This is a genomic window from Ferrithrix thermotolerans DSM 19514 (assembly GCF_900128965.1).
Lineage (GTDB): Bacteria > Actinomycetota > Acidimicrobiia > Acidimicrobiales > Acidimicrobiaceae > Ferrithrix > Ferrithrix thermotolerans.
Genome location: NZ_FQUL01000004.1, coordinates 68,339 through 92,130, shown reverse-complemented (window position 1 = coordinate 92,130; position 23,792 = coordinate 68,339). Strand labels below are relative to the sequence as shown.

The 23,792-nt window shown below is 51.5% G+C and carries 22 protein-coding genes and 1 other RNA gene; 5 read left to right on the top strand and 18 right to left on the bottom strand.

Features of this window, described 5'->3' with window-relative positions; genetic code table 11:
- Positions 1-21 precede the first annotated feature (21 nt).
- Positions 22-828 (bottom strand): glutamate racemase, encoded by an 807-nt coding sequence (gene murI / locus BUA24_RS02670; protein WP_072788533.1) that lies wholly within the window; start codon positions 826-828, stop codon positions 22-24.
- Positions 829-996: 168 nt separating this feature from the next.
- Here murI and smpB point away from each other — a divergent pair, with 168 nt between their 5' ends.
- The 4 genes from smpB to BUA24_RS02650 all read left to right on the top strand — a co-directional run bounded on the left by smpB (position 997) and on the right by BUA24_RS02650 (position 4,564).
- The gene (gene smpB / locus BUA24_RS02665) at positions 997-1,506 is read left to right on the top strand and encodes an SsrA-binding protein SmpB (protein WP_072788489.1); all 510 of its coding nucleotides are present in this window, start codon (positions 997-999) and stop codon (positions 1,504-1,506) included.
- Between the two features lie 118 nt (positions 1,507-1,624).
- Positions 1,625-1,968, top strand: a transfer-messenger RNA (tmRNA) gene (ssrA, locus tag BUA24_RS02660).
- A gap of 817 nt (positions 1,969-2,785) precedes the next feature.
- The gene (locus BUA24_RS02655) at positions 2,786-3,574 is read left to right on the top strand and encodes a bacteriorhodopsin (RefSeq protein ID WP_072788487.1); all 789 of its coding nucleotides are present in this window, start codon (positions 2,786-2,788) and stop codon (positions 3,572-3,574) included.
- Between the two features lie 111 nt (positions 3,575-3,685).
- The gene (locus BUA24_RS02650) at positions 3,686-4,564 is read left to right on the top strand and encodes a Brp/Blh family beta-carotene 15,15'-dioxygenase (protein WP_178138678.1); all 879 of its coding nucleotides are present in this window, start codon (positions 3,686-3,688) and stop codon (positions 4,562-4,564) included.
- Positions 4,565-4,877: 313 nt separating this feature from the next.
- On the opposite strand, the gene BUA24_RS13095 is transcribed toward BUA24_RS02650, so the two are convergent.
- From BUA24_RS13095 to pyrR, 16 genes are all read right to left on the bottom strand, one after another.
- Positions 4,878-5,009, bottom strand: coding sequence for a hypothetical protein (locus tag BUA24_RS13095; protein ID WP_272867273.1), 132 nt, complete (start codon positions 5,007-5,009; stop codon positions 4,878-4,880).
- A 167-nt stretch (positions 5,010-5,176) separates the two neighbouring features.
- The gene (locus tag BUA24_RS02645; RefSeq protein ID WP_072788483.1) at positions 5,177-5,893 is read right to left on the bottom strand and encodes a mechanosensitive ion channel family protein; all 717 of its coding nucleotides are present in this window, start codon (positions 5,891-5,893) and stop codon (positions 5,177-5,179) included.
- 8 nt (positions 5,894-5,901) lie between these two features.
- Positions 5,902-6,042 carry a hypothetical protein gene (locus BUA24_RS12400; RefSeq protein WP_178138677.1) on the bottom strand — a complete coding sequence of 47 codons (141 nt, stop codon included), beginning with the start codon at positions 6,040-6,042 and terminating at the stop codon, positions 5,902-5,904.
- 395 nt (positions 6,043-6,437) lie between these two features.
- Entirely contained in the window at positions 6,438-8,324 is a 1,887-nt protein-coding gene (locus BUA24_RS02635; protein WP_072788479.1) for a primosomal protein N' family DNA-binding protein, read from the bottom strand.
- A 45-nt stretch (positions 8,325-8,369) separates the two neighbouring features.
- Positions 8,370-9,566: a methionine adenosyltransferase gene (gene metK / locus BUA24_RS02630; RefSeq protein WP_072788477.1), complete on the bottom strand. Its 1,197-nt coding sequence runs from the start codon at positions 9,564-9,566 to the stop codon at positions 8,370-8,372.
- A 56-nt stretch (positions 9,567-9,622) separates the two neighbouring features.
- Entirely contained in the window at positions 9,623-10,813 is a 1,191-nt protein-coding gene (coaBC, locus tag BUA24_RS02625; protein WP_178138676.1) for a bifunctional phosphopantothenoylcysteine decarboxylase/phosphopantothenate--cysteine ligase CoaBC, read from the bottom strand.
- A 44-nt stretch (positions 10,814-10,857) separates the two neighbouring features.
- Positions 10,858-11,127, bottom strand: a complete 270-nt coding sequence (rpoZ, locus tag BUA24_RS02620; RefSeq protein ID WP_245790262.1) for a DNA-directed RNA polymerase subunit omega — start codon at positions 11,125-11,127, stop codon at positions 10,858-10,860.
- Positions 11,114-11,677: a nucleoside/nucleotide kinase family protein gene (locus BUA24_RS02615; protein WP_072788475.1), complete on the bottom strand. Its 564-nt coding sequence runs from the start codon at positions 11,675-11,677 to the stop codon at positions 11,114-11,116. The genes rpoZ and BUA24_RS02615 overlap by 14 nt, the downstream gene beginning before the upstream one ends.
- Positions 11,677-11,997, bottom strand: a complete 321-nt coding sequence (gene mihF / locus BUA24_RS02610; protein ID WP_072788527.1) for an integration host factor, actinobacterial type — start codon at positions 11,995-11,997, stop codon at positions 11,677-11,679. The genes BUA24_RS02615 and mihF overlap by 1 nt, the downstream gene beginning before the upstream one ends.
- 83 nt (positions 11,998-12,080) lie before the next feature.
- Complete coding sequence (gene pyrF / locus BUA24_RS02605; protein WP_072788473.1) at positions 12,081-12,773, bottom strand: orotidine-5'-phosphate decarboxylase; 693 nt, start codon at positions 12,771-12,773, stop codon at positions 12,081-12,083.
- 52 nt (positions 12,774-12,825) lie between these two features.
- Positions 12,826-13,776, bottom strand: coding sequence for a dihydroorotate dehydrogenase (locus tag BUA24_RS02600; protein ID WP_072788471.1), 951 nt, complete (start codon positions 13,774-13,776; stop codon positions 12,826-12,828).
- Positions 13,773-17,102, bottom strand: coding sequence for a carbamoyl-phosphate synthase large subunit (gene carB / locus BUA24_RS02595; RefSeq protein ID WP_072788469.1), 3,330 nt, complete (start codon positions 17,100-17,102; stop codon positions 13,773-13,775). The genes BUA24_RS02600 and carB overlap by 4 nt, the downstream gene beginning before the upstream one ends.
- Positions 17,102-18,205 carry a glutamine-hydrolyzing carbamoyl-phosphate synthase small subunit gene (gene carA / locus BUA24_RS02590; protein WP_072788467.1) on the bottom strand — a complete coding sequence of 368 codons (1,104 nt, stop codon included), beginning with the start codon at positions 18,203-18,205 and terminating at the stop codon, positions 17,102-17,104. The genes carB and carA overlap by 1 nt, the downstream gene beginning before the upstream one ends.
- Positions 18,195-19,529 carry a dihydroorotase gene (locus BUA24_RS02585; protein WP_245790266.1) on the bottom strand — a complete coding sequence of 445 codons (1,335 nt, stop codon included), beginning with the start codon at positions 19,527-19,529 and terminating at the stop codon, positions 18,195-18,197. The genes carA and BUA24_RS02585 overlap by 11 nt, the downstream gene beginning before the upstream one ends.
- A 1-nt stretch (position 19,530) precedes the next feature.
- A complete protein-coding gene (locus BUA24_RS02580) occupies positions 19,531-20,457 on the bottom strand; it encodes an aspartate carbamoyltransferase catalytic subunit (RefSeq protein WP_072788525.1) in 927 nt (308 codons plus the stop codon).
- A 29-nt stretch (positions 20,458-20,486) separates the two neighbouring features.
- Positions 20,487-21,044, bottom strand: a complete 558-nt coding sequence (gene pyrR, locus BUA24_RS02575; protein WP_072788463.1) for a bifunctional pyr operon transcriptional regulator/uracil phosphoribosyltransferase PyrR — start codon at positions 21,042-21,044, stop codon at positions 20,487-20,489.
- A gap of 115 nt (positions 21,045-21,159) precedes the next feature.
- Between pyrR and BUA24_RS02570 the strand changes: the two genes are divergently transcribed.
- Complete coding sequence (locus BUA24_RS02570) at positions 21,160-22,686, top strand: LCP family protein (protein WP_072788461.1); 1,527 nt, start codon at positions 21,160-21,162, stop codon at positions 22,684-22,686.
- A gap of 554 nt (positions 22,687-23,240) precedes the next feature.
- Here the strand turns inward: BUA24_RS02570 and BUA24_RS02565 are convergent.
- Positions 23,241-23,696, bottom strand: a complete 456-nt coding sequence (locus BUA24_RS02565; RefSeq protein ID WP_072788459.1) for a hypothetical protein — start codon at positions 23,694-23,696, stop codon at positions 23,241-23,243.
- Between the last annotated feature and the right edge of the window lie 96 nt (positions 23,697-23,792).

Sequence of the window (23,792 nt, the reverse complement as noted above, 5' to 3'; positions counted from 1 at the left end):
TTTCCTTTACTCTAACTTCACTTAACATAGATCTTCTAGGTCAACGTGTCGTACACCGTCGATCCTCATGGCAGAGATCTGCGATCCAACGTCTGCAAAAACCCCAGGGTCACCGGTCGAAACGTAGGTTATTGAACCTTCGTACCCACTTTCGCACTCAAGGCTCTCTTCGCTGAGCATAGCGGAAACTTCAAACGCTGTCTCTTCTGCGGAGGAGACAAGAACGACCTCTCTACCAAGAACGTCGGAGATGGCTCGGGACAAAAACGGATAGTGCGTGCAGGCCAAGAGAACTGTGTCGACCTTAGCGCTGTAGAACTGTTCAAGAAGTACCCTCAGGAGTACCAGAACCTGGTCCGAGTAAGTCTCACCCTTTTCAACGAACTCCACCAGGCCTGGACAAGACTGATAGACAACTGAGAGATTTTCTCCTTGGAATCTTCGCTGATACTCACCTGAGGCGATTGTGCCAACCGTTCCCATGACACCGATACTCTGGCGGTTGGAGACTGCCTTTGCTGCGCGTACCCCTGCTTCGATTACACCGACGACGGGAACGTCCATAACCTCCCTAAGGTGTGAAAGAGCGGCTGCTGAAGCCGTGTTACAGGCGACTACGATCATCTTTACGTCGAACTCCCGAACCAGGTATCGGCTAATCTCAACGGAGAACCGTCTTACCATCTCCTGTGGTTTTGGACCGTAGGGATATCTTTTTGTATCTCCGAAGTAGACAAGACTCTCCGTTGGAACCAGATCATGCAGGGCCGCTAGAATAGAGAGGCCTCCAAAGCCAGAGTCAAAGATACCAACGCTGCGACAGTTCACCGATGACACTATAACCGCCACACAGTATCGACAGAGATGCGTCAAGTGAGCTGCTGGGCGTGATCTCGGATCACCACGACTACTCAAAGCACCCATCACAGATAACCTATAGTGCAGCAAATCGAATAAGGACGCCCTAATAAGAGTCTTTCCAGCAAGGAAATCACCATGAGTTCAAAGCATAAGAAAAAAAAGGTTCTGCATGACGCTTCAAACAACAAGACGGTAGCCACCAACAGAAAGGCCCGTCACGACTACGAGATACTAGAGACCTTCGAAGCTGGAATAGTGCTTCAAGGAAGTGAGGTAAAGTCTCTGAGGCTGGGGAAGGCTCAGTTAAGAGACTCCTACGGCAAAGTGGAACAGGGTGAGCTTTTCGCATACAACGTAAACATATCCCCCTATGAGTATGGGGTAGGCTTTGGTGCCCACAACCCAGAACGTCCCAAGAAGTTACTCCTACACAAAGGGGAGATCGAACGACTGAGAGGCAAGGTGGACCAAGACGGTCTTACGCTAGTTCCACTATCGATCTACTTCAAATCCGGCAAAGCCAAGATGGAGATCGCACTTGCCAAGGGACGCAAGACCTACGATAAACGTCACGAGCTTGCAAAGCGAGACGCCGAGATGGAGATGAGGAAGCTTTCCAAGCGTTACGGTGTGCAGATCTCCTAGAGACTCTCCCCAACCTGTCATACATACCAAAGGAGACTTACAGGCAAAGCCGTTTTTGTAGCTAGAACCGACTACGATAACTTATCCAGCACAAGGCGTGCTGGATATAAAGCAATATGGGGGTGACAGGCTTCGACCTCGGAGAGTCAAGACAAGAGAAGCGAGCAGTGCTTATCGAACGCACTTTAATAAATCGACAAAAAAACAAACGCCGAGCCTCAGCTCGCACTCGCTGCTTAGTACGTAGCGACGTCTGCCCATCTCAAGCGCTAAGGGATGGTTCACAGATGTCATAAATTAGCGCTACCATATGGATATCTACCGGCCTATATGGGAAACTCAGGTAGAAAAACCCGTGATCTTCGTTGGGCGAGTGAAACGGGGAAAATAAGCCCGACTGCGCTCGGAGAATGCTTGTCGAGAGACCGAGGGACGCGGGTTCGACTCCCGCCACCTCCACTTATCGTGTAGTCCACAAACTTTGCGGCTACGTCGAGTCTTGGGGAGCGGATCTTTGAAATCAAAAGAGGCGCTCCCCTAACAAAATCTCAAGGCGATATGTTTAGGTCCTACAAAGATAATTCTTTAGGAACAGCGAAAGACTGGGTCTCTCACAACGAGAGCATGCCTTCCAGCCAACCTTTTTGCTTAGATACCCCGAAGTGACGATCTTTCTAGCTTCCGGGGCGACGTTATTCGCAGTTCTCAATCGTCGCCACAGTCACTCAGCTGGGTTGAACCAACTAAGCCGCAAAAACACCCTCTAAAGACGATGCATCTATTATACAAGCCAGAGGCGCAGATAATTGATCTCTTACGGGCGATGGAATGCAACAGGAAGCGCAGCCCCGACGCCGTCTAAAAGAACATATCCACTTTCATGTAAACTAAAAAACCTTCCGATCCCGTAGAGGATCTCCTCCTACCGCAAGCCAACGCGACGTCCAAGGACACTAACGACATGTAAGAATCTGAATTATGGGGCAGCCTAGTTAAATTTGGACAGAAGGGCCATAACTCAGTCTTTTATGGAGAGACCCAAGGGAGTACACGGCAAATCACTGAGATTGTGCGTCTAACCAGGATGACTGAGACACGGGAACTCTGGCTTTTCGTACCACTTAGTAGTCCTTTGTCATGCAAATACTAATTACAACTAAATTCTACTAAAACTGAGGAATATCCGAGGGACTGCAATGCTTATAGTAGTTGGTTACAAAAACTGAGAAAGCCGGGGGTCCTGCACGACCTCCCGGCCAGAGAGAAAGGAACTTTCTCAATGTCATTAGCGACAATACTGAGTCTAAATCAGTACAACATCGTTTATAACGTATTGTCCTTTGTTATTGCGACGATGTTGGCGGGATTTATAGGCTTTCTACTTATTAGGAGCTCACTCCCCGCCAAACACAGGAACGCACTAACACTTGGAACTCTAGTTATGGCGATAGCCGACTATCACTACTTCCGAATCTTCAACTCATTTACCGCCGCCTACCACATCGTGGGAGGCAAATACGTGCCAACGGGCATACCATTCAACGAAGCCTACCGCTACGTGGACTGGTTGCTCACAGTACCGTTGCTCTTAGCGGAGCTCGTCACGGTTCTTGAGCTGACGCCTAAGGAGTCAAAGGTTCTCATAAGCAAGTTGGTTGTAGCATCGTCACTGATGATCGCTCTTGGATATCCTGGACAGATCTCACCGGTGCACTCTACTGCGAGAACTCTGTGGGCAGCTGCCTCGTCGGTCTTCTTCGTGTACATCCTCTACGTGCTGTTCGTAGAGATCCAGAAGTCTCTAGATAAGCAGCCAGAGGGAGTTCGTCCTTTGATGTTTACTCTGAGGGCTCTACTACTGCTATCGTGGGGATTCTATCCGATCGCCTACATACTGCCGAGCTTCGTTGGCGGCGCAACTGGAATCGTGGTATCGCAGGTAGGTTACTCGATTGCTGACGTGGTCGCCAAGCCTCTCTTCACTTACTTTGTCTACAAGGTCTCGAAGCTGAAGGCAGAGGTCGAAGAGAAGGAAGAAGCTGACCTCCGCTCGTCTCTAGCAGCCTAGCTAAAGTCAGTCTCCTTTCCCCTGCTAGTCGCCTCCAGTGCATCTAAGAAGCACTGGAGGCGAAACCTTCACTGCGCAATCCTTAGCAAGGAGGGGTAGTTTGTGAGGACTTTGAGTCACACTTTATACACCCACTTATACGAGGTGCTCGTAACAGGGATCGCCTTGGCATTTGTGGTTGAACCTAATCTAGCAGGTCACTTTCAATCCTTGTTAGCGGTCTTGATCATCGGCGCTGGAGGTCTTCACGGAGCTGTGGACGCAGTCAAGATCAAATACTCAAAGACTCCGCGACGCAACTTCGCTTTCTACCTTGCACTTACAGTACTTATCTTGGTTATCTATCCCCTGGCTCCGAAGGAAGAGTTGGCTGTGTTACTGGCCGTGAGCGTTGCGCACTTTGGAAACGAAGATCTGAAGTTTTTAGAGTCAAGGTTTGGGGGGCTCCAAAAACGGAGAGGTTCTGCATCTCTTTTCCGAGTAAGCTCCGGATTACTGCCGATACTAGGAATTTTTACCCAGAGGGACGGTTCTGTACAACACTTCCTGCTAGGGGTTGTCTCTTCCAATCAGTTCGAGACAATCAACACAGTTGCTCAAATGCTCATAGTCTTAGACATCTTTACCTTGCTAACCTCGCTTGTGTCCTTACTTCACCGACATGGGCGATCCAGTTGGATCACAGTAGTAATGTCTCTGAGCCTTTTTGCCGCATTCGAACGAACATCTCCCCTTATCGTCTTTGCACTTTACTTCTTCTTTATTCACTCCATGCGCTCGCTGTATTTGGATCGCAGAGTGTTTGCGAGAGCAAAGCCAAAGGACTTTGAGCTCTCTTTATTAGCGTTCGCACCTCTTGGAGTGATCACGGTCGTATCTCTGTTCATCTATCCCCACCTGCTTATTGGAGTTGCATTGGCCTTCACAGTGCCCCATATGGCTCTTCAACGCCGCACTACGCAAGGGTCACGACCTAGAGCACTTACATAAGAGAACAGCTCATTGAACGTCGATTCCACTGCGAAGCTATGGTTCACTAAACCAAAGCTAGGGTCCGCAAGTCACCGATCTTTTTCAACGACAGGCAACCGCTTTACATTGCCTCGATGATTGGGCCAGAGAGAAGATGGGATCGGCTACTCCTTTAGTCATAGGGCTTGCTCTAAGGTAACGCTTCAGGAGATGCTCTCAACTCCATCGACACGTGACTCTAAGTTAAGTTGATTTTTTACTCGCAAAGGGCATCAGGGTACTTAGACGCTATGTGCGCTATGAGTCTCTCCCGAACCTCGCACTAAAGATCTTAGGACAAAGAGGAGTCAGGCGCGCTCATCAGACCCCTGAGCTGCATCGACGAGGACGAGACCACCTGGATACGAGAGACCTCCTTATCCCACTTTTCTAAAGCAGCTACTATCTTCCATGAACGCTTCATCTATCTCATCTACAGGCGCCCTAAAGTTTACATCGATAAGGATCCAGCCCAATATGTCGGCTGGACGACGTGTCAAGTTCTCAAGTGGGTTAGTTATAAGGTAGGAAAGGCAAGGTCAGTCTACGCATATCCCAAACACGCACGACCACGTAGGTCAGTGCGATCTCTTAGGCCCCACCCCAATGCCCATTGACCACAACGACATCGTCTAATGCGACAGGCTGAGAGATTGCTATCTGTAACCCAGCCATGACGTTGGTGGCCGTAGGCTTAGCGACTACTCCGCCTAGGATTCCGATGACGCGTGCCAAGGCTAAGAGCCCGGTTACTAGCCCCCGGACCTGTCCAAGGGTAAGAAGGGCCGTTCCAAGTGCAACAACAGAGATCACTACAATCGCAACTCTACGCAGAACGACTATCTGGGAGTGGACCTTGCGTGCACGTAGACTATAATCGACGTCGATGCGGTAGTGGCTTAGCACCACATCCTCTAAGACGTAGGTCATCACTAGCAAGAGCCAGGCAAATCCAGCGACTACCAGTATTCCACCTTTATACACAAGTATGGACTTCATCGACGACGAAAGCGGGAAAATCGGTAGCAGCATCTCGATGAAAACTAGTGGAGCCAGGATTCCATGGGGGCCATTTATGCACTTGGAGAAAGACCCCTTAGAGACCGAAGCTGATCTTTTTGCTCTTCGGAAGAGTCCTCTAAGTCCAACGGCATGGATCGTAACCCCAACGACAACCGCAAAGATAGCTAACGATAAGTAAAAAATCTGACTCGCACTCAAAAGATTACCTATCTCTTCGTAAGTAAGACCGATCTTTCTAACAGCACTGTTACGAGCCCCACCTTGGGATACGGTACCATAGATCATATTTCTCTCTATGTGCGAGACCGAGCCGCATAGACAAAAACATCCACAGATGGATCTATCTCTGCCTTCTTACACAGAAGCACTACTTTGAGAAGAGAGACCAATCTCTGAAAGACATCTTCATTGATCCCAACACACACTAAGTCCACAAAGTACACCTCTACAAAGGCGCTGTACTTAGACCTCAAGTGCTATAGATCCAAAGCCGCCAAGTCGAAAAACACGTGAAGATTCCTGTGAGCCACACCTATCTAAACAACGACCGAGATCTATGGAAACAGCATCTTTGACTACAGGTCATCGCCGCCAACCACCGATAATGCTCCTATAGCATCCAGAGTCCGTAGAACTCTATCAAGCCGTCATCTAAAGCCCCAAATACTCTAGACTATAAATAAGAGATAGGCTACACTAGCCGTTCATCGACCACAACAACAGCCCTACCGGCGAATCAACGAGAAGTATGGGATTCCATCAGTCGTAAAAACGAACTTTTCGTAAAGAACTAAGACACCCAACAAGTTCCTAGCAGATGGCTCTGTCGTTACAAAAACCCAGTACCTCTAGGGGATAGCTCCAGGCGTCGCAGTCTGGTTGAGGACTCCTCCTCATATAGGCCCAAGACTCGAAGTAGATCTACCTTGGTCCTAGCGCTCACAAGGATATCTCCTTTGTCATCTTCACCAAAGACGATCTCTTTATACGGCAGCTCTGAGGAACTTTTCTCCACCCAACTCTCAAGCTCCATACCGGATCGGTGATCAACCTTTGCAACCACAGAGAAAGGCGGAAGACCAAAGGTCTTTCTCTCATTGAAGATCTCCCTCACGAACTCTTCCACATGGCCCTTGCGAGCAAGCTGTACCAGAGGTGTCTCAAGATATCGGCCTTGGAGGTGAACCGACCCTCCTGCCATACTCACCATATCAAGAGCTCTGGTGAGAAGGTAAAGTACGTAAGTCTCTCCGTCTTCTAAGGGGTTGATGAACTGGTCGAAGTCCAAGAAAACGACGGCTTCTGCCTTTATGGATCGAAGTAGAGTCGCCTCCGTGCCTACAAGCACGTCGATGGACTTGCGTCCATCGTCTATTTGGTCGTCTTCACTTCCTGGTATTGAAACGGAAGTTAGCTCCTCTATCTTCGTCCCCCGCCCGAGAGCCAAAGATAGCTCTCTGGCGATCTTCTCGGTACCTTTTGAGTACGTGGCAAGGTCCAGGCTGTGGCATACTCCACATATAGGAGGATAGGTAACCTTGCAGGACGGACAGCGTTGACCCTTCAGAGTAGCCCTCTCCTTCTCAAGGCGCAGCCAGTCTTCTTTGTGCATCGAGGACGATATACCTCCTGTAACGCCAAGAAGGGGAGACTTGCAGACCTCACAGGTCTGGACCGTCTTACAGCTCTTACACCTGATCTTGAGTATGAAACCCTTTTTGTTATAGACCACAACCAAAGACGCATCCACCTCTAAACTGCCTTGCGCCTTGGTCTTTTGTGTAATTTGAAGCGCCCTTGAGACTACGTCTAGGTAACTCTTTGACTCGGTCATGTCCCACAGCATCACCCTTGCGCTCGCCTTTATCATCTCACGCATCGGAGGTCTAAGTACCTTGGAGTGCGCAAGCGAAACCAGCGGGGGAAGAGTGGTTACAGTCTCCATCTCCGCACCTTCAAGTGCAGATCGTATTAGTGCTAGATCGTAGGTTTCATAAAACGGTGATCTTTGTTCACGCATCGATCTGTCCAAAGGGTCGACGACTACAACAGCGGATAAAGAAACGAGCGGTGCCAACACCGCACTCCTTGTTCCTAGGACCACCTGAGAACCTCTGTGTCCAGCGATTAGATGCCAGTCGCTCTCAAGGAGGTGAACGGGTGCATCGATGTCGATTAGGCTCTTCGACGCCTCTTCGACTCTTTCACGATTGGGAAGCAACACTAGACATGGTCCTCGGACAAGGTGCGAACGCACCCGCTCTCTTATGACCTCTAACAACGTGTGATTCGGCGGGACCCAGTAAGTCTTCGGAGCCGAAAAATCACCAATCAGTTCCAAAGGGTCTGATCCGCTTCCAGGAAGATATCGAAGCGTCCTTGGTTCATCGCCAAGAGATCTTCTAGAGTGCTTCCCAACCCTATCAGGACTTGCCATCTGCAAGAAATAACCTGCTGAGACCTTGTAGATCCATGAGAGCGCGAGGCAAAGGTCCACCACGTTAGGCGGAGGACCTGAACCGATAACCTTTTTAACCTCCCGCAAAACAAAGCTCACCTCGGTCGAGCTAACTCCAACGATCCATGCCTCTTGTAACTTTGAGCGCAGGGGAACCCTCACTCTCTGACCAATTAGGGGCTCGCCAAGGTGTTCGGGCCAACGATAGGTAAGTATCTTCGTCTTTGGGCCGGTTTTAGCGACTACGTCAACGTTCAACTATCCAACCAGCAATATCAAAGTGTAGACAGGCGGGTATGTTTCTCAGAGAGATACGGCCGAGCGGAACTCTTCAAGCTTGGAAGTCTCTTCCCACGTAAAGCCCTTCTCCAGTCTTCCAAAGTGGCCGTATGCAGCCGTCTTTTTGTAGATCGGTCGCCTTAGCTTTAGTTCTTTGATAATTGCCCCCGGCCGAAGGTCAAATACCTCCCGAACAGCCGTCTCGATACGCTTAGGATCGACGGTCTCAGTTTGGAAGGTCTCAACCATAATGGACACTGGATGTGCGACGCCAATAGCATAAGCAACCTGTACCTCACAGCGGCGTGCCGCCCCTGCAGCTACGACGTGCTTGGCAACCCACCTCGCTGCGTACGCGGCGGAGCGGTCCACCTTCGAAGGATCCTTACCCGAGAACGCACCACCGCCGTGGCGTGCAGATCCGCCATAGGTGTCGACAATGATCTTTCGCCCAGTAAGGCCGGCATCTGCATGGGGACCACCGAGTTCAAAACGTCCCGTGGGATTGGCTAGTATCTTCATCTCAGATCTGTCCAGGGCCTCAGGGAGCATGGGGAGTATGACCGAGTCCCTAAGATCTGGTAGAAGTAGGGTCTTTAGGTCTATTCCTGGCTGATGTTGCGTGGAAATGAGGACGGTCTTTATCGCCTTTGGGACATATCCCTCGTACTCCACAGTGACCTGGGTCTTTCCGTCAGGTCTTAGGTATGGGAGCACGTTGGCTTTTCTAACTTCAGATAGCCGCTGCGCCATACGATGCGCAAGCCAAATTGGAAGGGGCATGAGATCGGGAGTTTCGTCGCAGGCAAACCCGAACATCATTCCTTGATCTCCTGCTCCCAACTTCGAAAGCTCGTCCTCTTCCTGTTCTTCACGAGTCTCGTAGGAGCCGTCGACGCCTTGAGCTATATCGGGAGACTGCTCATCTAAAGAGACAACCACTCCACAGGTGTGTCCATCGAATCCAAAGTCTTCTCTGTCATAGCCGATGTCACATATCGTCTGCCGTACGATCTTGGGAATCTCAACGTAGCTGGTCGTTGAGACCTCTCCGGCGACCACAACGAGACCGGTAGTAAGGAGGGTTTCACAGGCGACCCTACCTTGAGGGTCTTGGCGAAGGATCTCGTCCAGGATCGAATCTGATATCTGATCAGCCATCTTGTCTGGATGACCCTCAGTGACCGACTCGGAGGTAAAGGTAAATCGCCGTTGTGACATCATCGTCTCCTGTCTAGTTCTAATATATCTTAATCTACAAAACCTTTGTATAAACCTTAGGGCCTATCGAACAGTCTTGATGCAAAGGTTAGCACTTCAAGAGCGATCTTCTCTTTACTGAGGTCATCAAAGACGGCTCTTTGTCCGTCTTTTGAAAGGATCACCACGGAGTTTGTATCGTGTTCAAAGCCAGCGCCAGGTCTTGTAACGTCGTTGCCGACCATGATGTCGACACCCTTACTTTCAAGCTTCCTTCGAAGATTAACCTCCAGATCATCGGTCTCCGCAGCAAATCCTATGTAGATCGAACCATCCTTCTTCGCCTTCACAAGCCCCTTCAAGATATCTGGATTTGCCTCCAGCGATATGTTAAGCTCGGCAGCGCTCTCACGTTTGATCTTTGACCTAGAAGGCTCTTTGACTCGATAGTCCGAGACCGCCGCCGCCATAACGACAAGGTCAGCGCCAGCCGTCTCGTTGGTAAGTGCTTCATCCATCTCCTTGGCACTTGAGACCAAGACCTCAGTAACGCTAGGGAAACTACCTTGCGCTACCGTAGTAACCAAGGAGACCTCTGCGCCCAAAACCGCCGCTACCTTAGCCAAGGCGAGACCCTGTTTACCACTCGAACGGTTTCCAATGAACCTAACGGGATCGATGGGCTCTCTGGTCCCTCCGGCACTAACAACTACTTTCTTGCCCCAAAGACTAATCCCCCGATCTTCAAGGGCCACTTCGACGTATAGAGATATGACAGACGGTTCTGCCATACGGCCCCGACCGACATCACCCGCCGCCAAGGGCCCATAAGACGGAGGAACTATCAGGTAACCATAGTCCCTAAGAAGTTGGAGATTGCGCTGTACAGCTGGACTATCCCACATCTCCTCGTGCATCGCCGGCGCCACTACCACCTTAGCTCTTGACGCCATTACGGTCGCACTTAGCAGGTCGTTAGCAATCCCATTTGCAAACTTCGCAATCAGATCGGCAGTTGCTGGCGCCACACAGATGAGATCCACAGATCTTCCAAGGTGGGTGTGGGGAATAGGGTCTGACTCACCAAATAGTCCACTCAGACACGGGTTCGAGGCAAGAGCCGAAAGCGTTTGGGCCCCGATAAAGTGTGAACCAGCCTCAGTCAGAACAGGTGTTACCTCATGGCCAGAGGCAACGAGAGATCGCAGTAGATAGACAGCCTTGTAAGCAGCGATCCCGCCGCCAACACCTAACAAGATTTTCGCCAAGGGATCTAGAACTCTTCCTATACGCCTTAGCCTACTTTGACACCTTACTCAGCTTCTTCCGGCTCTTCTTCTACCCTCTCAGGCACGATCTTGCCGGCGGCTATCTCGTCGAAGGCGATCGACAAAGACTTAGTGGAGGTCGACTCCACCTGCGGAGGGACGATCGACCCCAGACCCTCTCCCAACTTGGAGTAGTAGTCGTTTATCTGGCGAGCCCTTTGAGCCGCCAAGGAGACAAGAACGAACTTAGATCCGGCCTTCTCCAGCAGCGTCTCTATCGGCGGAACCATCATGGAACGGTTAGCCTCGACCAATATCTCCTCCTCGACTCTTTGACTCTCTAGCCTTATAGATCATAGACGCAATTTCAGCAACCGCCCTATCGAGGTCTAAGTTGATGACCTCATAGTCAGCAACCTCTCTTGCCGAGGCTATCTCCTTCTTGGCGAGGCGTACTCTAGCATCTATATGCGCCTCATCGTCACCTCTTTGGCGCATCCTTTCCCTCAGAGAGTCCTCTGAGGGCGAAAGCAACAACACCACCAAGGAGTCTGGAAAGAGCTTTTTGATCGAGTGGGCCCCTTGGGAGTCGATCTCTAATAGGAGATCGGTCGAACCTTGATGATCCGGGAGGGGAGTTCCATAGAGATTTCCATTGAACTCGGCCCACTCCAAGAACTTACCCTCATCGATCGCCCTTAAGAACTCTTCCTTTGAGACAAAGCTATAAGCTAAATTGCTCTCATTAGGACGTCGAGCCCGAGTAGTCCAGGACCTCGATAGCTCAAGTCCTTCAACTTCCTTTACGAGCCGATCGGCGACGGTTCCTTTACCTACGCCTCCCGGCCCACAAAGAACAACTATCAGGACTTTGACGTCTCTTGAATGAGACGTTCTTTTTGATTGGATCCAAGTCCTTGAAGACGACGAGTCTCGGCGACACCGATCTCATCCATGAGCTTTCTCGCCTTTACCTTCCCTATTCCCGGCAAGGACTCAAGGACCGAGATAACCTTCATCTTGCCCACCAGTTCGTCGGTGGATGCCCTCTCCAGCAGAGAGGCCAAGGTTATCTGACCCATCTTGAGCTTTTCTTTCAACTCCGCCCTTGCTTTACGCGCTTGGGCTGCTTTCTCAAGCGCAGCTGCTCGCTGCTCTGGTGTTAGTGATGGTGGCAATGGCATGTACGCAACATAACCGATGTTTGACGTCTTTGCATACGGTTTTTGAGAACTTTGCCTCAAAATCCCAAAAAAAAACCGAATTTTCACAGGATCGAGCTAAAAATCTCCTCCGCCGCCGCCATGGGATCACTTGACAGGGTCACTGGCCTGCCGACTACCAAGAGATCAGCCCCGTTTAGAATTGCCTCTTGCGGGGTAGAGGCCCTTTTTTGATCATGTCGGTCTGCACCTTTTGGCCGAATACCAGGCACAGCGGCAAAGAGGTCTGGAGCAAGAGAACGTGCTAATGGCAGATCGACCGCTGCACACACATAGCCTTGGCAGCCACTTTGCACCGCTAGTTCGAGCCTCTTGGGCATCACGTGCTCTGGAGCCTCTGCATCAGAGGTCAGCACCGTTACCGCAAGCGCCTTCGGAATCGCAGCCCCTGTCTCTCCAGCACCCTCGGCTAGGCCCTCAACGCCTGCTCTTAGCATGTCTACCCCACCAAAGGCGTGGAGCGTCAGATAAGAGGCTCCAAGACCACCTAGAACCTTGGCTGCCTTGCCAACGGTGGTTGGGATGTCGTGGAGCTTTAGATCTAAAAATACCTTGTATCCGAGGTTTAAAAAGACGGCGACCGACTCCGGCCCGGTGGCGGAGAACAGTTCAAGTCCAACCTTTACCGTCGAAAAGTAAGACGTCATCGACCTGGCCAGTCGTGATGCGACCACAAGATCGTCGAAGTCCAACGCTAATGCCAGATGGTCCCTAGCTCTTTGTTCAGCCTGACTCACTTCACTCCCCTATCTATCGTTTATACTGCCACCTAAGAGTCTTCGCATGCGACTAACTTGCTCTGAGTCTTTCCAAGTACTCAGCCAGGGTTCCCACCCCGCTCCTTGTGATCATCGTCTTTAAATCCTCCTGTATCTTTGAGATGGATCTAGGATCGAAGAACGAGGCGGTACCGACCTCCACTGCGGACGCTCCTTCGAGGAGGTAGGAGACTGCATCTTTCGCACTGTAGATACCGCCGACACCGACGATATCACAGTCAGGAAGCGCATGACGCAACTCTCTTACGATACGTAGGGACACAGGGCGAATACCAGCTCCAGACACTCCGCCCCCATCGCTCCCGAGAATAGATCTGGTCCCTCCTTTTTCATGGGCATAACCAAGGTAGGTGTTAGCCGCAACGATAGTGTTCGCTCCCCCTTCGATAGCTGCGCAAGCGACCTCTAAATATCTATCTGTATTGGGCGAAAGTTTGAGAGCGATAGGCAGAGAGGTCACCGCTGACACGGCCTCTACAATCTGTTTCGTCTCTCTTGGATCGTGACCAAACATCTCACCCGCACGCTCGGTGTTGGGGCAAGAAACGTTGATCTCAAGCGCAGTCAAAGCCTCAGAGACCTCTTCCAGCTCCTGAGCTGCCTGAGCGTAGTCAGACTGTGTGCGTCCCCAGATACTTACCACTACCTTTGCCCTGTGCTCGATCAGAAAGGGAAGATACCGCTGTATCCAGGCACGAACTCCTGGGCCGGGTAGACCGACTGAATTTATCATCCCTGTGGACAGAGCACCCACTCTTGGAGCCTTGTTACCCCCATGAGCAAAATGGGCGAGCGACTTTACTACGATCGCTCCGATCGATGAAAGATCAAAAAAGGCAGCCAGTTCCGCCCCATACCCCGACGTCCCTGAAGCACTTAGAATCGGCGATACAACCTCCACACCGAACACCTTGGTGCTTAGGTCAATGGGTGATCGAGATCCACGGCGCAACAGCTTCATCTTTCCTGCAGAGTACTGTGAAACTCCTGTATGGAGTGAACCTCTAGGTCTCTGCCTCTTATCTCCCTCAGAGCCATAAGGGCGGCTTGCGCCGCCGACACCGTCGTAAGTGCAGGAACCAAACTCCTCTGAGCAGCGCTTCTAATCCTGTATCCATCAGCCCTTGGGCCCGAGCCTCTAGGAGTATTGATCACTAAGGAGACCACGCCAGAGGAGATCAGCCTCACAGCATCGACTCTCCCATCTTCAGCGATCCGATCCGCCGCTAAGTCCACATCTCTCTCATCTGAAACCTTTGCGACCTCAAGATCTACATTGACACCGTTAGCTCTTAGATACTCTGCGGTACCTTGGGTCGCACAGATCCTATATCCTAGGCCCTGGAACCCTCTGCCCAACTCGGCCCCTTTGGCCTTGTCTCGATCGGCCAGTGAGAGGAAGACGGTTCCGTCTTTGGGCAGCTTTGTTCCGGCACCCAACTGACTCTTTAGAAAGGCCATGGGAAACGATGTGTCTATACCCATCACCTCTCCGGTGGAGCGCATCTCCGGACCTAGCAAGGTATCGGCTTCAGGGAAGCGATTAAAGGGCAGGACGGCCTCTTTCACCGCCACATGAGTTAGAGGAGTCTCCGGCCTCAGCATGCCCTTTGACCTAAGGGAGTCCAAGGTCTCTCCCACCATAACGAGCGAGGCTATCTTTGCCAGGGGAACCGCCGTTGCCTTGGCTACAAACGGCACCGTTCTCGAAGCCCTGGGGTTCGCTTCAATTACAAATACCTGTCCTGCCTTTACAGCGAACTGGATGTTGATAAGACCAACCACCTCCAACTCATCAGCGAGGGCTTTGGAGTACTCTGATATTACGCCTAGGGTCTCAGCAGACAGCGTTTGGGGTGGAAGAGCACATGCTGAGTCACCGGAGTGCACTCCTGCTTCTTCGACGTGCTCCATAACTCCGCCTATGTAGAAGTCTCCAACCCTGTCTCGAACGGCATCAACGTCTACCTCTATGGCGTCCTCAAGAAACTTGTCCACGAGCACCGGACCACTTTCACTGCGAGACCCCTCTCCTTTGAGTGATTTGAGACGGCTAAAGGCGGCCTCAAGCTGCTGTTGGTCGTAGACGATCTCCATTGCTCGGCCTCCAAGCACATAGCTAGGCCTTAGCAGCACAGGAAACCCAATCCTTCCGACAACTTCTTTCGCCTCTGACACCGAATGCACCGTGGCACCGTGAGGTTGGGGGATGTTTAGCCTAGCGCAGAGGTCGTTCCACCGTTCACGGTCTTCGGCCAGGTCTATAGACGATGGAGAGGTGCCAAGAACCAAAGACGGGTCTATGTCTCCCGCTAGCCTAAGAGGGGTTTGACCCCCAAAGGAGACTATTACCCCTAAGAGTTGTCCCGTTTTAGACTCGGCATGAATCACGTCGTTCACGGACTCTTTGGTTAGAGGCTCAACATAGAGTCTCGTTGATGTGTCGTAGTCCGTTGAGACGGTCTCAGGGTTACAGTTGATCATAATCGTCTCGTATCCAGCGTCTCTGAGAGAAAAGCTCGCATGGACACAGCAGTAGTCGAACTCAAGCCCCTGCCCTATTCGATTAGGACCAGAACCCAAGATAATAACCTTAGGTGCGCTAGACGCTGGAACCTCGGAGTGGGACTCATAAGTGGAGTAGAAGTATGGAGTAAAGGCTTCGAACTCGGCTGCGCAAGTATCGACTGCCTTATAGGTAGATACAAGCCCCATATCACGCCGCCGCCTCTCGATGTGCCGTTCGTCGATCTGGGTTATGTAAGAGATCTGGGCGTCTGAAAACCCTAACCGCTTGGCTTCTCTTAAATCTTCGTCTGAGAGCGACTGCGCTCCAAATTTGTTCGCCTTCAAGGCGAGCCTGTTCCTAAACTTTGAGATCCTGGCCATCTGGTCCAAGAACCACGGATCTATCCCGGTTCGATCCGAAAGTTCCTTGGTCCTGCACCCTCTCCTTAGCAGCGACTCAAGCTTAAATATTCGGTCGGAGGTCGGCGTCTCGATCTCTTCTAGGAGTTGTACGGTGTTCAGTCTGTCATAAGCTATCTCTCCAGGGTCCGCATTTAGACCCTCCCGCCCTCGTTCAATCGACCTGAGGGCCTTTTGAAGCGACTCGCAAAAGCTCCTTCCGACACCCATAGCCTCGCCTACGGACTGCATCGAAGTTCCAAGACGATCAACCGCTCCGGGAAACTTCTCAAAGACCCACCTTGGCACCTTCGTTACCACGTAGTCGATCGTAGGCTCAAAGCTTGCGGGCGTAACACGAGTGATGTCGTTTTGTACCTCGTCCAAGAGGTAGCCGAGCGCAAGCTTTGTGGCTATCTTCGCTATGGGAAAACCAGTTGCCTTAGAGGCAAGAGCCGAAGACCTAGATACTCGTGGGTTCATCTCTATGACGACCATGCGACCATCTTTGGGATCGATGGCAAACTGGATGTTTGACCCACCCGTCTCCACCCCAATTCGTCGTATCACCCGAAAAGCTGTGTCTCTCATCTCTTGATACTCGAAATCACTCAAAGTCTGCGCCGGTGCTACCGTGATGGAGTCACCCGTATGGACACCCATGGGATCAAAGTTCTCGATCGAACAGACAACCACGCAGTTGTCCGCAGCGTCTCTCATAAGTTCAAGCTCGAACTCCTTCCAACCTTCGATCGACTCCTCGATCAAAACCTGGTGGATCGGCGATGCCTGTAGCCCTGCCCTGACCATCTCCGAGAAAGATGCTTTGTCGCGACATATACCTGTACCAGCGCCTCCAAGGATAAAGGACGGCCGCAGCATGACTGGAAAACCTATCTCATCGGCGATGACAAGCGCCTCTTCGTAGCTGTGCGCCAGAGCTGACCGTGGCGTCGACACCCCTATCTCCTTCATCGCAATCTTGAAGAGGTCGCGATCCTCAGCGGTCTTGATCGACTGCTCGTTGGCGCCTATCATCTCCACACCGTAGCGCTTTAGAACTCCGCTCTCGGAGAGAGTTATAGCGAGGTTCAAAGCGGTCTGTCCTCCTAGCGTTGGAAGAAGGACGTCTGGCCTCTCCTTTGCGATAATCTTTTCTAAGATCTCTGGCTCCAAAGGCTCAATGTAGGTTGCGTCCGCAAACTCCGGATCCGTCATAATGGTGGCAGGATTTGAATTTGCAAGAATAACCCTTATGCCTTCGGATCTAAGCACTCTGCAAGCCTGAACACCGGAGTAGTCAAACTCACACGCCTGCCCGATCACTATGGGCCCGGATCCGATCACTAACACTGAAGATATGTCGTCTCTCTTGGGCACTAGAGCACCCCCGTTCGTACGAGCTTTTCAAATCTATCGAATAAATACAAAGAGTCGTGAGGACCAGGAGCAGCCTCGGGGTGGTATTGCACAGAGAACGCCTTCACCTTCGGGTAAGCGACCCCTTCAACCACCTCATCGTTGAGGCTAATATGAGTGACGACTGCGTCAGGAACCGACTGTATCAGAGATCCCTTGTCTACGGCGTAGTTGTGGTTCTGAGAGGTTATCTCAACTTTTTTTGTGTGTTGATCTGAAACTGGATGGTTAGAGCCGTGGTGACCAAAGCGCATTCGCAAGGTCTTTGCACCCATTGCGGTAGCCATTAGTTGGTGTCCAAGACAGATGCCAAAGACCGGCACCTGACCTAGAAGTTCTTCGATCTCTTTGGTTATCCCACCTAAGGCTGCAGGGTCCCCCGGACCGTTTGAGAGAAACACACCCTCAGGGTTCAGTCGAAGAACCTCGTAGGCTGGCGTGTAGGAGGGAACGACGACCACTTTGAACCTCTCCGCCAGGAGACGTATCATGGACCGTTTGACTCCGAAGTCATAAGCCACGATGAGAGGTCCTTGCGATCCATATGTGGTGATCTCGTTGGTCGTCACACCAGTCACGAGATCCCGGTCCTCTGTGGTAGTCGCCTTGGAGATTTCACCTAAGCCAAAGTCCAGATCGTGAGAGACGACTACTGCACCTAGAGATCCGTTCTCCCTTATATGGCGGGTAAGGGCCCTAGTATCGACGTCGGTGACGAGTGGAACTCGCTCCTTATTCAAGAGATCGATGATAGACATCTCAGCTCGCCAATTAGAGTAGGACATCGAGACGTCTCGGGATATGATGGCCTCGGCATGCACGGCATCGGATTCAAAGTCGTCGTCACAGACGCCATAGTTACCTATATGGGGATAGGTAAAGGTCACTATTTGCCCCGAGTATGACGGGTCGGTAATTACCTCCTGATATCCACTCATCGCCGTGTTGAACACGACCTCACCAGAGGCGAGTACCTCTGGTTCATCAGAACAAGCCGTTACAACGGTTCCGTCGAAATAGCTTCCGTCTGATAGGACAATAAAACCCCTCGTTCTATCTTGCATTGATGATCCCTTCTTCCACCAAGCGTCCCTCGTCCACCAAGACATTTTCTCCGATCACCAAAGATGCGACCGAGCCTCGAAGCTCCCGTCCAATATAAGGACTGTTCTTTGACATAGAAACCAAATCACTTTCTTGCAGCGATGACTTTGAGCTTGGGTCTACGACCACATAGGCAGGCACTTTCGCTTTGACTCCAGTGACTGATTCAAGTATCCTTTGCGGAGCAACCGCCATCTTGCGAAAGATAAGCGCCAACGACTCCTCAATAAACGAAGTGTCTACCTCTGTGTTACCCATGTCACCTTCTTCTGAGTCGACGAGAGCACTGATCGTGGCCGAAAATGCGCTCTGAAGGCCGATGAGACCAAAGGGTGCCTCCCTAATAGATCGTTCCTTAAGATGCCGTGCGTGTGGTGCATGATCCGTGCCGACAACGTCGAATAGATCGGCTCTGAAGGCCCGTAGCAAAGCTCGCCTAGTTTGTTCTGAACGAAGAGGAGGATTTACCTTGTAGTTGGTGTTAAACTCTCTAAGTTCGCTGTCGTTTAGAAGCAGGTGATGTGGAGTGACCTCAGAACTAAAGGGGATTCCGGCGCTTCGGGCATGGCGTAAGAGCTCAATCGAGCCGAGAGAGCTTAGATGCATAAGATGCAGATTGCCCTTCACCACCCGATTAAGTTCAAGGTCTCTAGCTACGACTACGGACTCAGCGTCTTCAGGAATTCCAGAGACACCAAGCTCAGAGGAGATCTCTCCCTCGTTCATCACACCACCATAAGAAAGTCGCTCATCCTGTGCGTGTTCTGCTACTATCACCCCGAGCCGTCTTGAGTACTCAAGGGCCTTCTTCATCAGCCTCGCGTCTGAGATGACGTCCCCATCGTCGCTGAAGAAAACCGCTCCGGCTTCGTGCAAGGAAACCATATCGACTAGCTCATTGCCTTCTCGCCTCTTGGTGACCGAGGCTGCCTGTAAGACCTCTACTGAGTAGCGAGCAAAGGATCTGGTGAGGTCTTTGTATAGGTCAACACTATCGACCACCGGATCGGTGTTGGCCATCGCCACCATAAAGCAGTATCCTCCAAGAGCTGCCGCTCGAACCAGGGTATCTGCTGTCTCGGATCCATCTTTACCGGGAGTTCGGCTATGGGTATGGAGATCGACAAAGGCTGGACCTACGTATCTTCCACCTGCGTCTATGACTCTCGTACCAAGGGGCGGGGTCTCTTGGTCACCGACTTTACGGATCCTGTCTTGAGATACAGCGAGGTCGCTTTCTTTGAATCCTTCCCCGTCGAAGAGCTTCCCTCCTCGTATCCACACCTCAGGCAACCTCTTCTCCCCCAAGCAGTGAAGACAAAATAGCCATTCGCCCAAACACCCCATTTCTAACCTGTGCCGGAGCAAGGAGCTCTAAGGACTTCGACACATATGCGTCGACCTCCACGCCAACGTTCATCGGTCCTGGATGCATAATTACCCCGCCTTGTCTCATCTTCGCTGACCTTATTTGGTTCAGCTGAAAGCGTCTCACGTAACTAGCGAGATCTATCGTTTCTCTCTCAAGGAGACGCTCCTGTTGCACTCTCAACATGTAAAGCACGTCAACCTCGCCTATCACCTCGTCGAGATCGTAAACAACGGGCATATTCCGAAACGGAGGCAACATCTCTGGAGGACCAACAAATACGGAGCTAGCACCAAACAAAGCAACAGCCCTCGAGACAGAGCGCGCAACTCTCGAGTGCGCCACATCACCCACGAAGGCGACCTTCAGACCATCAAGAGCCTTGAGAGATCCAAAGCGTTCAGACAGGGTAACGAGATCACCTATGGCTTGAGATGGGTGCTCGTGGCAGCCATCTCCAGCGTTTATCACAGGGATGTCCAACCACTTAGCAACTTGATGTGACACACCCTCGCTGTAATGTCGCACAACCACTGCCGAGAACCCAAGCGCCTCAAGCACAGTTGCCGTATCTCTTAGAGACTCGCCTTTTGCAACCGAAGATGAAGCTATATCGAAGTAGGCAAAGTCCCCACCTAAGAGCTTGGTCGCTCTCTCAAAAGACATGCGAGTCCTTGTGGAGTTTTCATAAAATAGAGAGACTACTACCTGACCCTTGAGCTCTCCAAAGTCCCTAACACCCTCTTTGCTAAACCTTCTCTGATAGAAATGGGCCTGTTCCACAAGTGTCTGAACTTTATCTTTTGTAAGCTCAGCAATAGCTAAAAAGTCTTTACCACTCACCCCGCGACAGCGACGGTCATCTAGCACCGTCACTTGCTTCTTCTTTCAATCCCAACACCTCTGTCGGTTACGACCACGAACTCTTCCCTTGATGTAGGAACGTTTTTGCCTACGTAATCAGCCCGAATCGGAAATTCACGATGACCACGATCGATCAGCACGGCGAGCTGAACCTGAGCAGGCCGCCCGTACTGAGCTAGCGCGTCAAAGGCTGCTCTTACGGTTCTTCCTGTGTACAGGACGTCGTCACAGAGCACGATTGTCTTGCCTTCAACCATCTCCCACGGCCGGAACTCTCTCTCAATCCGCCTTCGAGGAACATCGTCTCTAAAGCTACTAACATCTAAGGGAAAGTACTTTGTGTCAGCCTCTTCTATCCTGCTCAGCTCACAAGAGATATCCCTGGCTATCCAAGTTCCTCCCCGTTCGATCCCGACCACAACAAGATTGTCTACTCCGCGATTTCGCTCCACAACCTCGTGAGCCATTCGCTTTACAGCTCGCTGAATGTCTTGCCTTTCGAGGATACAACTATTAGTAGAACCTAAGCGACTGCCGTCGATCTGCGGCCTAACAACGCGCGTCATCACGCTAGCCTCCTACTACCGTATGAGCCTCTCTGGACTCACTTCACGGGACTGCCTGTAGCATCATAGTAGCCCGATTCAGCGCAGGCGACTGAAAGGAACAAAACAAGAACAAATGAGTTATCAAGAACCAGGTCAAAAGCCAACTTCAGGGCCAAGTCACTCCAAGAAGGCAAGAAAAAGTCGTGCCAAGAGGTTGCGCCGAACGGGTCTGCTACTAGTGCTGGTTCTCATCTTGTTAGGTGGATCTACGTACCTATACGCTCTTTTTAGGTTTAATCAGATTCATAAAGTTGGCGTCTCTAGCCTCTCGCAGACAGTGCCCTCGCAGCCCTTTAATATTTTATTGGTCGGAGACAACACTCGCCAGGGACTAAATCCCGCCCAAGCCAAATACTTTGGATCTGCTACCCAGGTTGGGGGGGGTCGCAGCGACGTCACAATGATTGCGCACTTCAACCCCGCAAACTCAACCGTTTCTCTTGTATCGATTCCTCGAGACCTGTTTGTTCCCATACCTAACACCCATATCGCCAATCGCGTCGACGACGCTTTGAACCTCTCCCCCGAACAACTGGTAAAGACGATAGAGTACGATCTTGGCATCCCGATACAACGTTACGTCGAGCTCAACTTCGACTCCTTTCAAAACGTCGTGAACGCTCTTGGCGGTGTCAAGATGTACTTTCCCATGCCTGTAAAGGACGCTTACTCTGGCCTGAACGTGCAGACTCCTGGTTGCAAGGTTCTAAACGGCTTTCAGGCTCTTGAGCTAGTACGAGCCAGGCATCTGTACTACTATGACAACGGAGTATGGACCGAAGATCCCCTCGGCGACCTTTCAAGGATCCGCCGAGATCACGAGTTCCTGAAGGTACTTGCAGAACAAGTCCGCTCTCAGGGCCTATTGAATCCCGTGGAACTCAACTCAGTCTTAGGAGGCATTACAAAGTATCTAACTGTAGACTCGGGATTCACCCTAAACGATATGATCTCTATCGCTGAACAGTTTCGAAACGTAAGCCTCTCCAACACGCCTACCGTCACCTTACCGATAGCGCTGGAGAATAACTTTGTATACAACAACGCAAACTACGGAGATGTAGTGTTTCCAGCTCAGCCCCAAGATCAACAGATCATCGATAAGTATCTAGGTCTAAAGGTACCCAACATCCCAACTTCGCAGATAACAGTCTCTGTGATGAACGGAAGCGGCACCTACGACCAAGCTACCCAGGTATCACAGTCTCTTGCTGCGCTCGGATACAAAATAGGAACCGTTGGCAACGCCACTGTCAGGTCAAGTCCAGCCGAGACCATAATCCGATACACGCCAGGACACATTGCTCAGGCAGAGGTGCTTCTAAACTCGCTCTCAGGAGCAGTTGTAATGGGACGTGTCCAGTCAAACCCAACAGGAACGCCGATAGAGCTTGTAACTGGAACCGGACTAGTGGTGGCCTCCCCCCCCTCTAGCACCCAATCCACCACTGCCACAGCAGCAGCTCCAAGCACGACAGCAATGACCTCAGCGACTAATTCAGCCCAAAGCTCCACCTCGATAACGGCTCCAATAACGTTGCCGGCAACGCAGTACAACCAACCTTTACAGCCATGGGACCCTAGGGCATGCCCCTCCTAGCCGCAGCACCAGAGAGAACTGTCTGAGATGCGCACACCAGGTGGAAGGTCTGAACCTCTACCTGGTGCTTAGTGATCAACCGCAAAAGAACGAACCTCCTAAAATCTGGATCTACCAAACCTCCGCAGACTAGGGGAGAGTTTGAATAAGAAGCGCACACAGGTACCAACCCATACCAAAATAAGACCGCCTACCGGCGCCGACAAATAGCCCAAGGCTAGAACTTCCAACACAGAAAGTTCAAAACCGACGAATCACCGAGACCGCCCCAAACGATGGGTGAGCAACGATAGAAGGACCTGATAGAAATACCCTGAAGAAGATCAAGGCACAGCGAGAACAGCTCAAGGCCATAGAGAAAACGAGCCCACTTCATCATCACGAACAGGAGTGAGTGAACGGATGGTTCCAACGCCTGAAAAGTTGGCGCGAGACTGTCAGTTCAACTCGCAACAAGCCGCAGGTCATGCCGAATATGAGGAGCTCCTACTGTGACATCCCTTCATCCAACACCGTATGTTGGTTTCTTAGGTGTCCACGCAGACTGGGTAGGGTCACATCACGATTGCGGAGCGATTTAGAGCACCCATAATGAGGTTCCCCTTCCAGCGTCCCGGGAGCGCGCCATCGCTCGCTTCAGGAGGACGTTCCGAGATGGGGACCACGTCACCAAATACACTCCTACGTGCTGATTCACCACGCTTTCGAGGACGACGACGGAGTCGTCCCGAACGAAGGGCAGAGAGCAGTTCCTTCTTGAGCCCTCTCTCAGCCTGAACGTACAGGGAGAAGTAGATCGTCTCATGTGACACTCGCATCGCCTCGTCATCTGGATACTCCAAGACCAGTCTTGCGTGGATCTCAGCGGGAGACCACCTCCTCGTGAGTCCCTCCTCCACAAAAACTTCCAAGACGAGGTTCGAGGCGAGCTTTGACACCTTGGGTCGACGCCCACAGCGCTTGGAGATCCGTTGCACCGGCGATGATGTGTAGGTGGGATCTTCCGCCACAGCGGTTCACCTTGCAAGAGATGGTGGGGGTCGGTCCCTGCGCCCTCCGTGCAATATCGGAGCGGTATTCTCCACTGGCAAGCCCGAGTGCTATGG

Coding starts and splice junctions, on each gene's coding strand:
- BUA24_RS02645 (WP_072788483.1), bottom strand. CDS start 5,893: ATGATCTATGGTACCGTATCCCAAGGTGGGGCTCGTAACAGTGCTGTT.
- smpB (WP_072788489.1), top strand. CDS start 997: ATGAGTTCAAAGCATAAGAAAAAAAAGGTTCTGCATGACGCTTCAAAC.
- BUA24_RS13095 (WP_272867273.1), bottom strand. CDS start 5,009: ATGAAGCGTTCATGGAAGATAGTAGCTGCTTTAGAAAAGTGGGATAAG.
- BUA24_RS02655 (WP_072788487.1), top strand. CDS start 2,786: ATGTCATTAGCGACAATACTGAGTCTAAATCAGTACAACATCGTTTAT.
- pyrR (WP_072788463.1), bottom strand. CDS start 21,044: ATGACGCGCGTTGTTAGGCCGCAGATCGACGGCAGTCGCTTAGGTTCT.
- BUA24_RS02600 (WP_072788471.1), bottom strand. CDS start 13,776: ATGAAGCTGTTGCGCCGTGGATCTCGATCACCCATTGACCTAAGCACC.
- metK (WP_072788477.1), bottom strand. CDS start 9,566: ATGTCACAACGGCGATTTACCTTTACCTCCGAGTCGGTCACTGAGGGT.
- mihF (WP_072788527.1), bottom strand. CDS start 11,997: ATGCCATTGCCACCATCACTAACACCAGAGCAGCGAGCAGCTGCGCTT.
- BUA24_RS02570 (WP_072788461.1), top strand. CDS start 21,160: ATGAGTTATCAAGAACCAGGTCAAAAGCCAACTTCAGGGCCAAGTCAC.
- carA (WP_072788467.1), bottom strand. CDS start 18,205: ATGCAAGATAGAACGAGGGGTTTTATTGTCCTATCAGACGGAAGCTAT.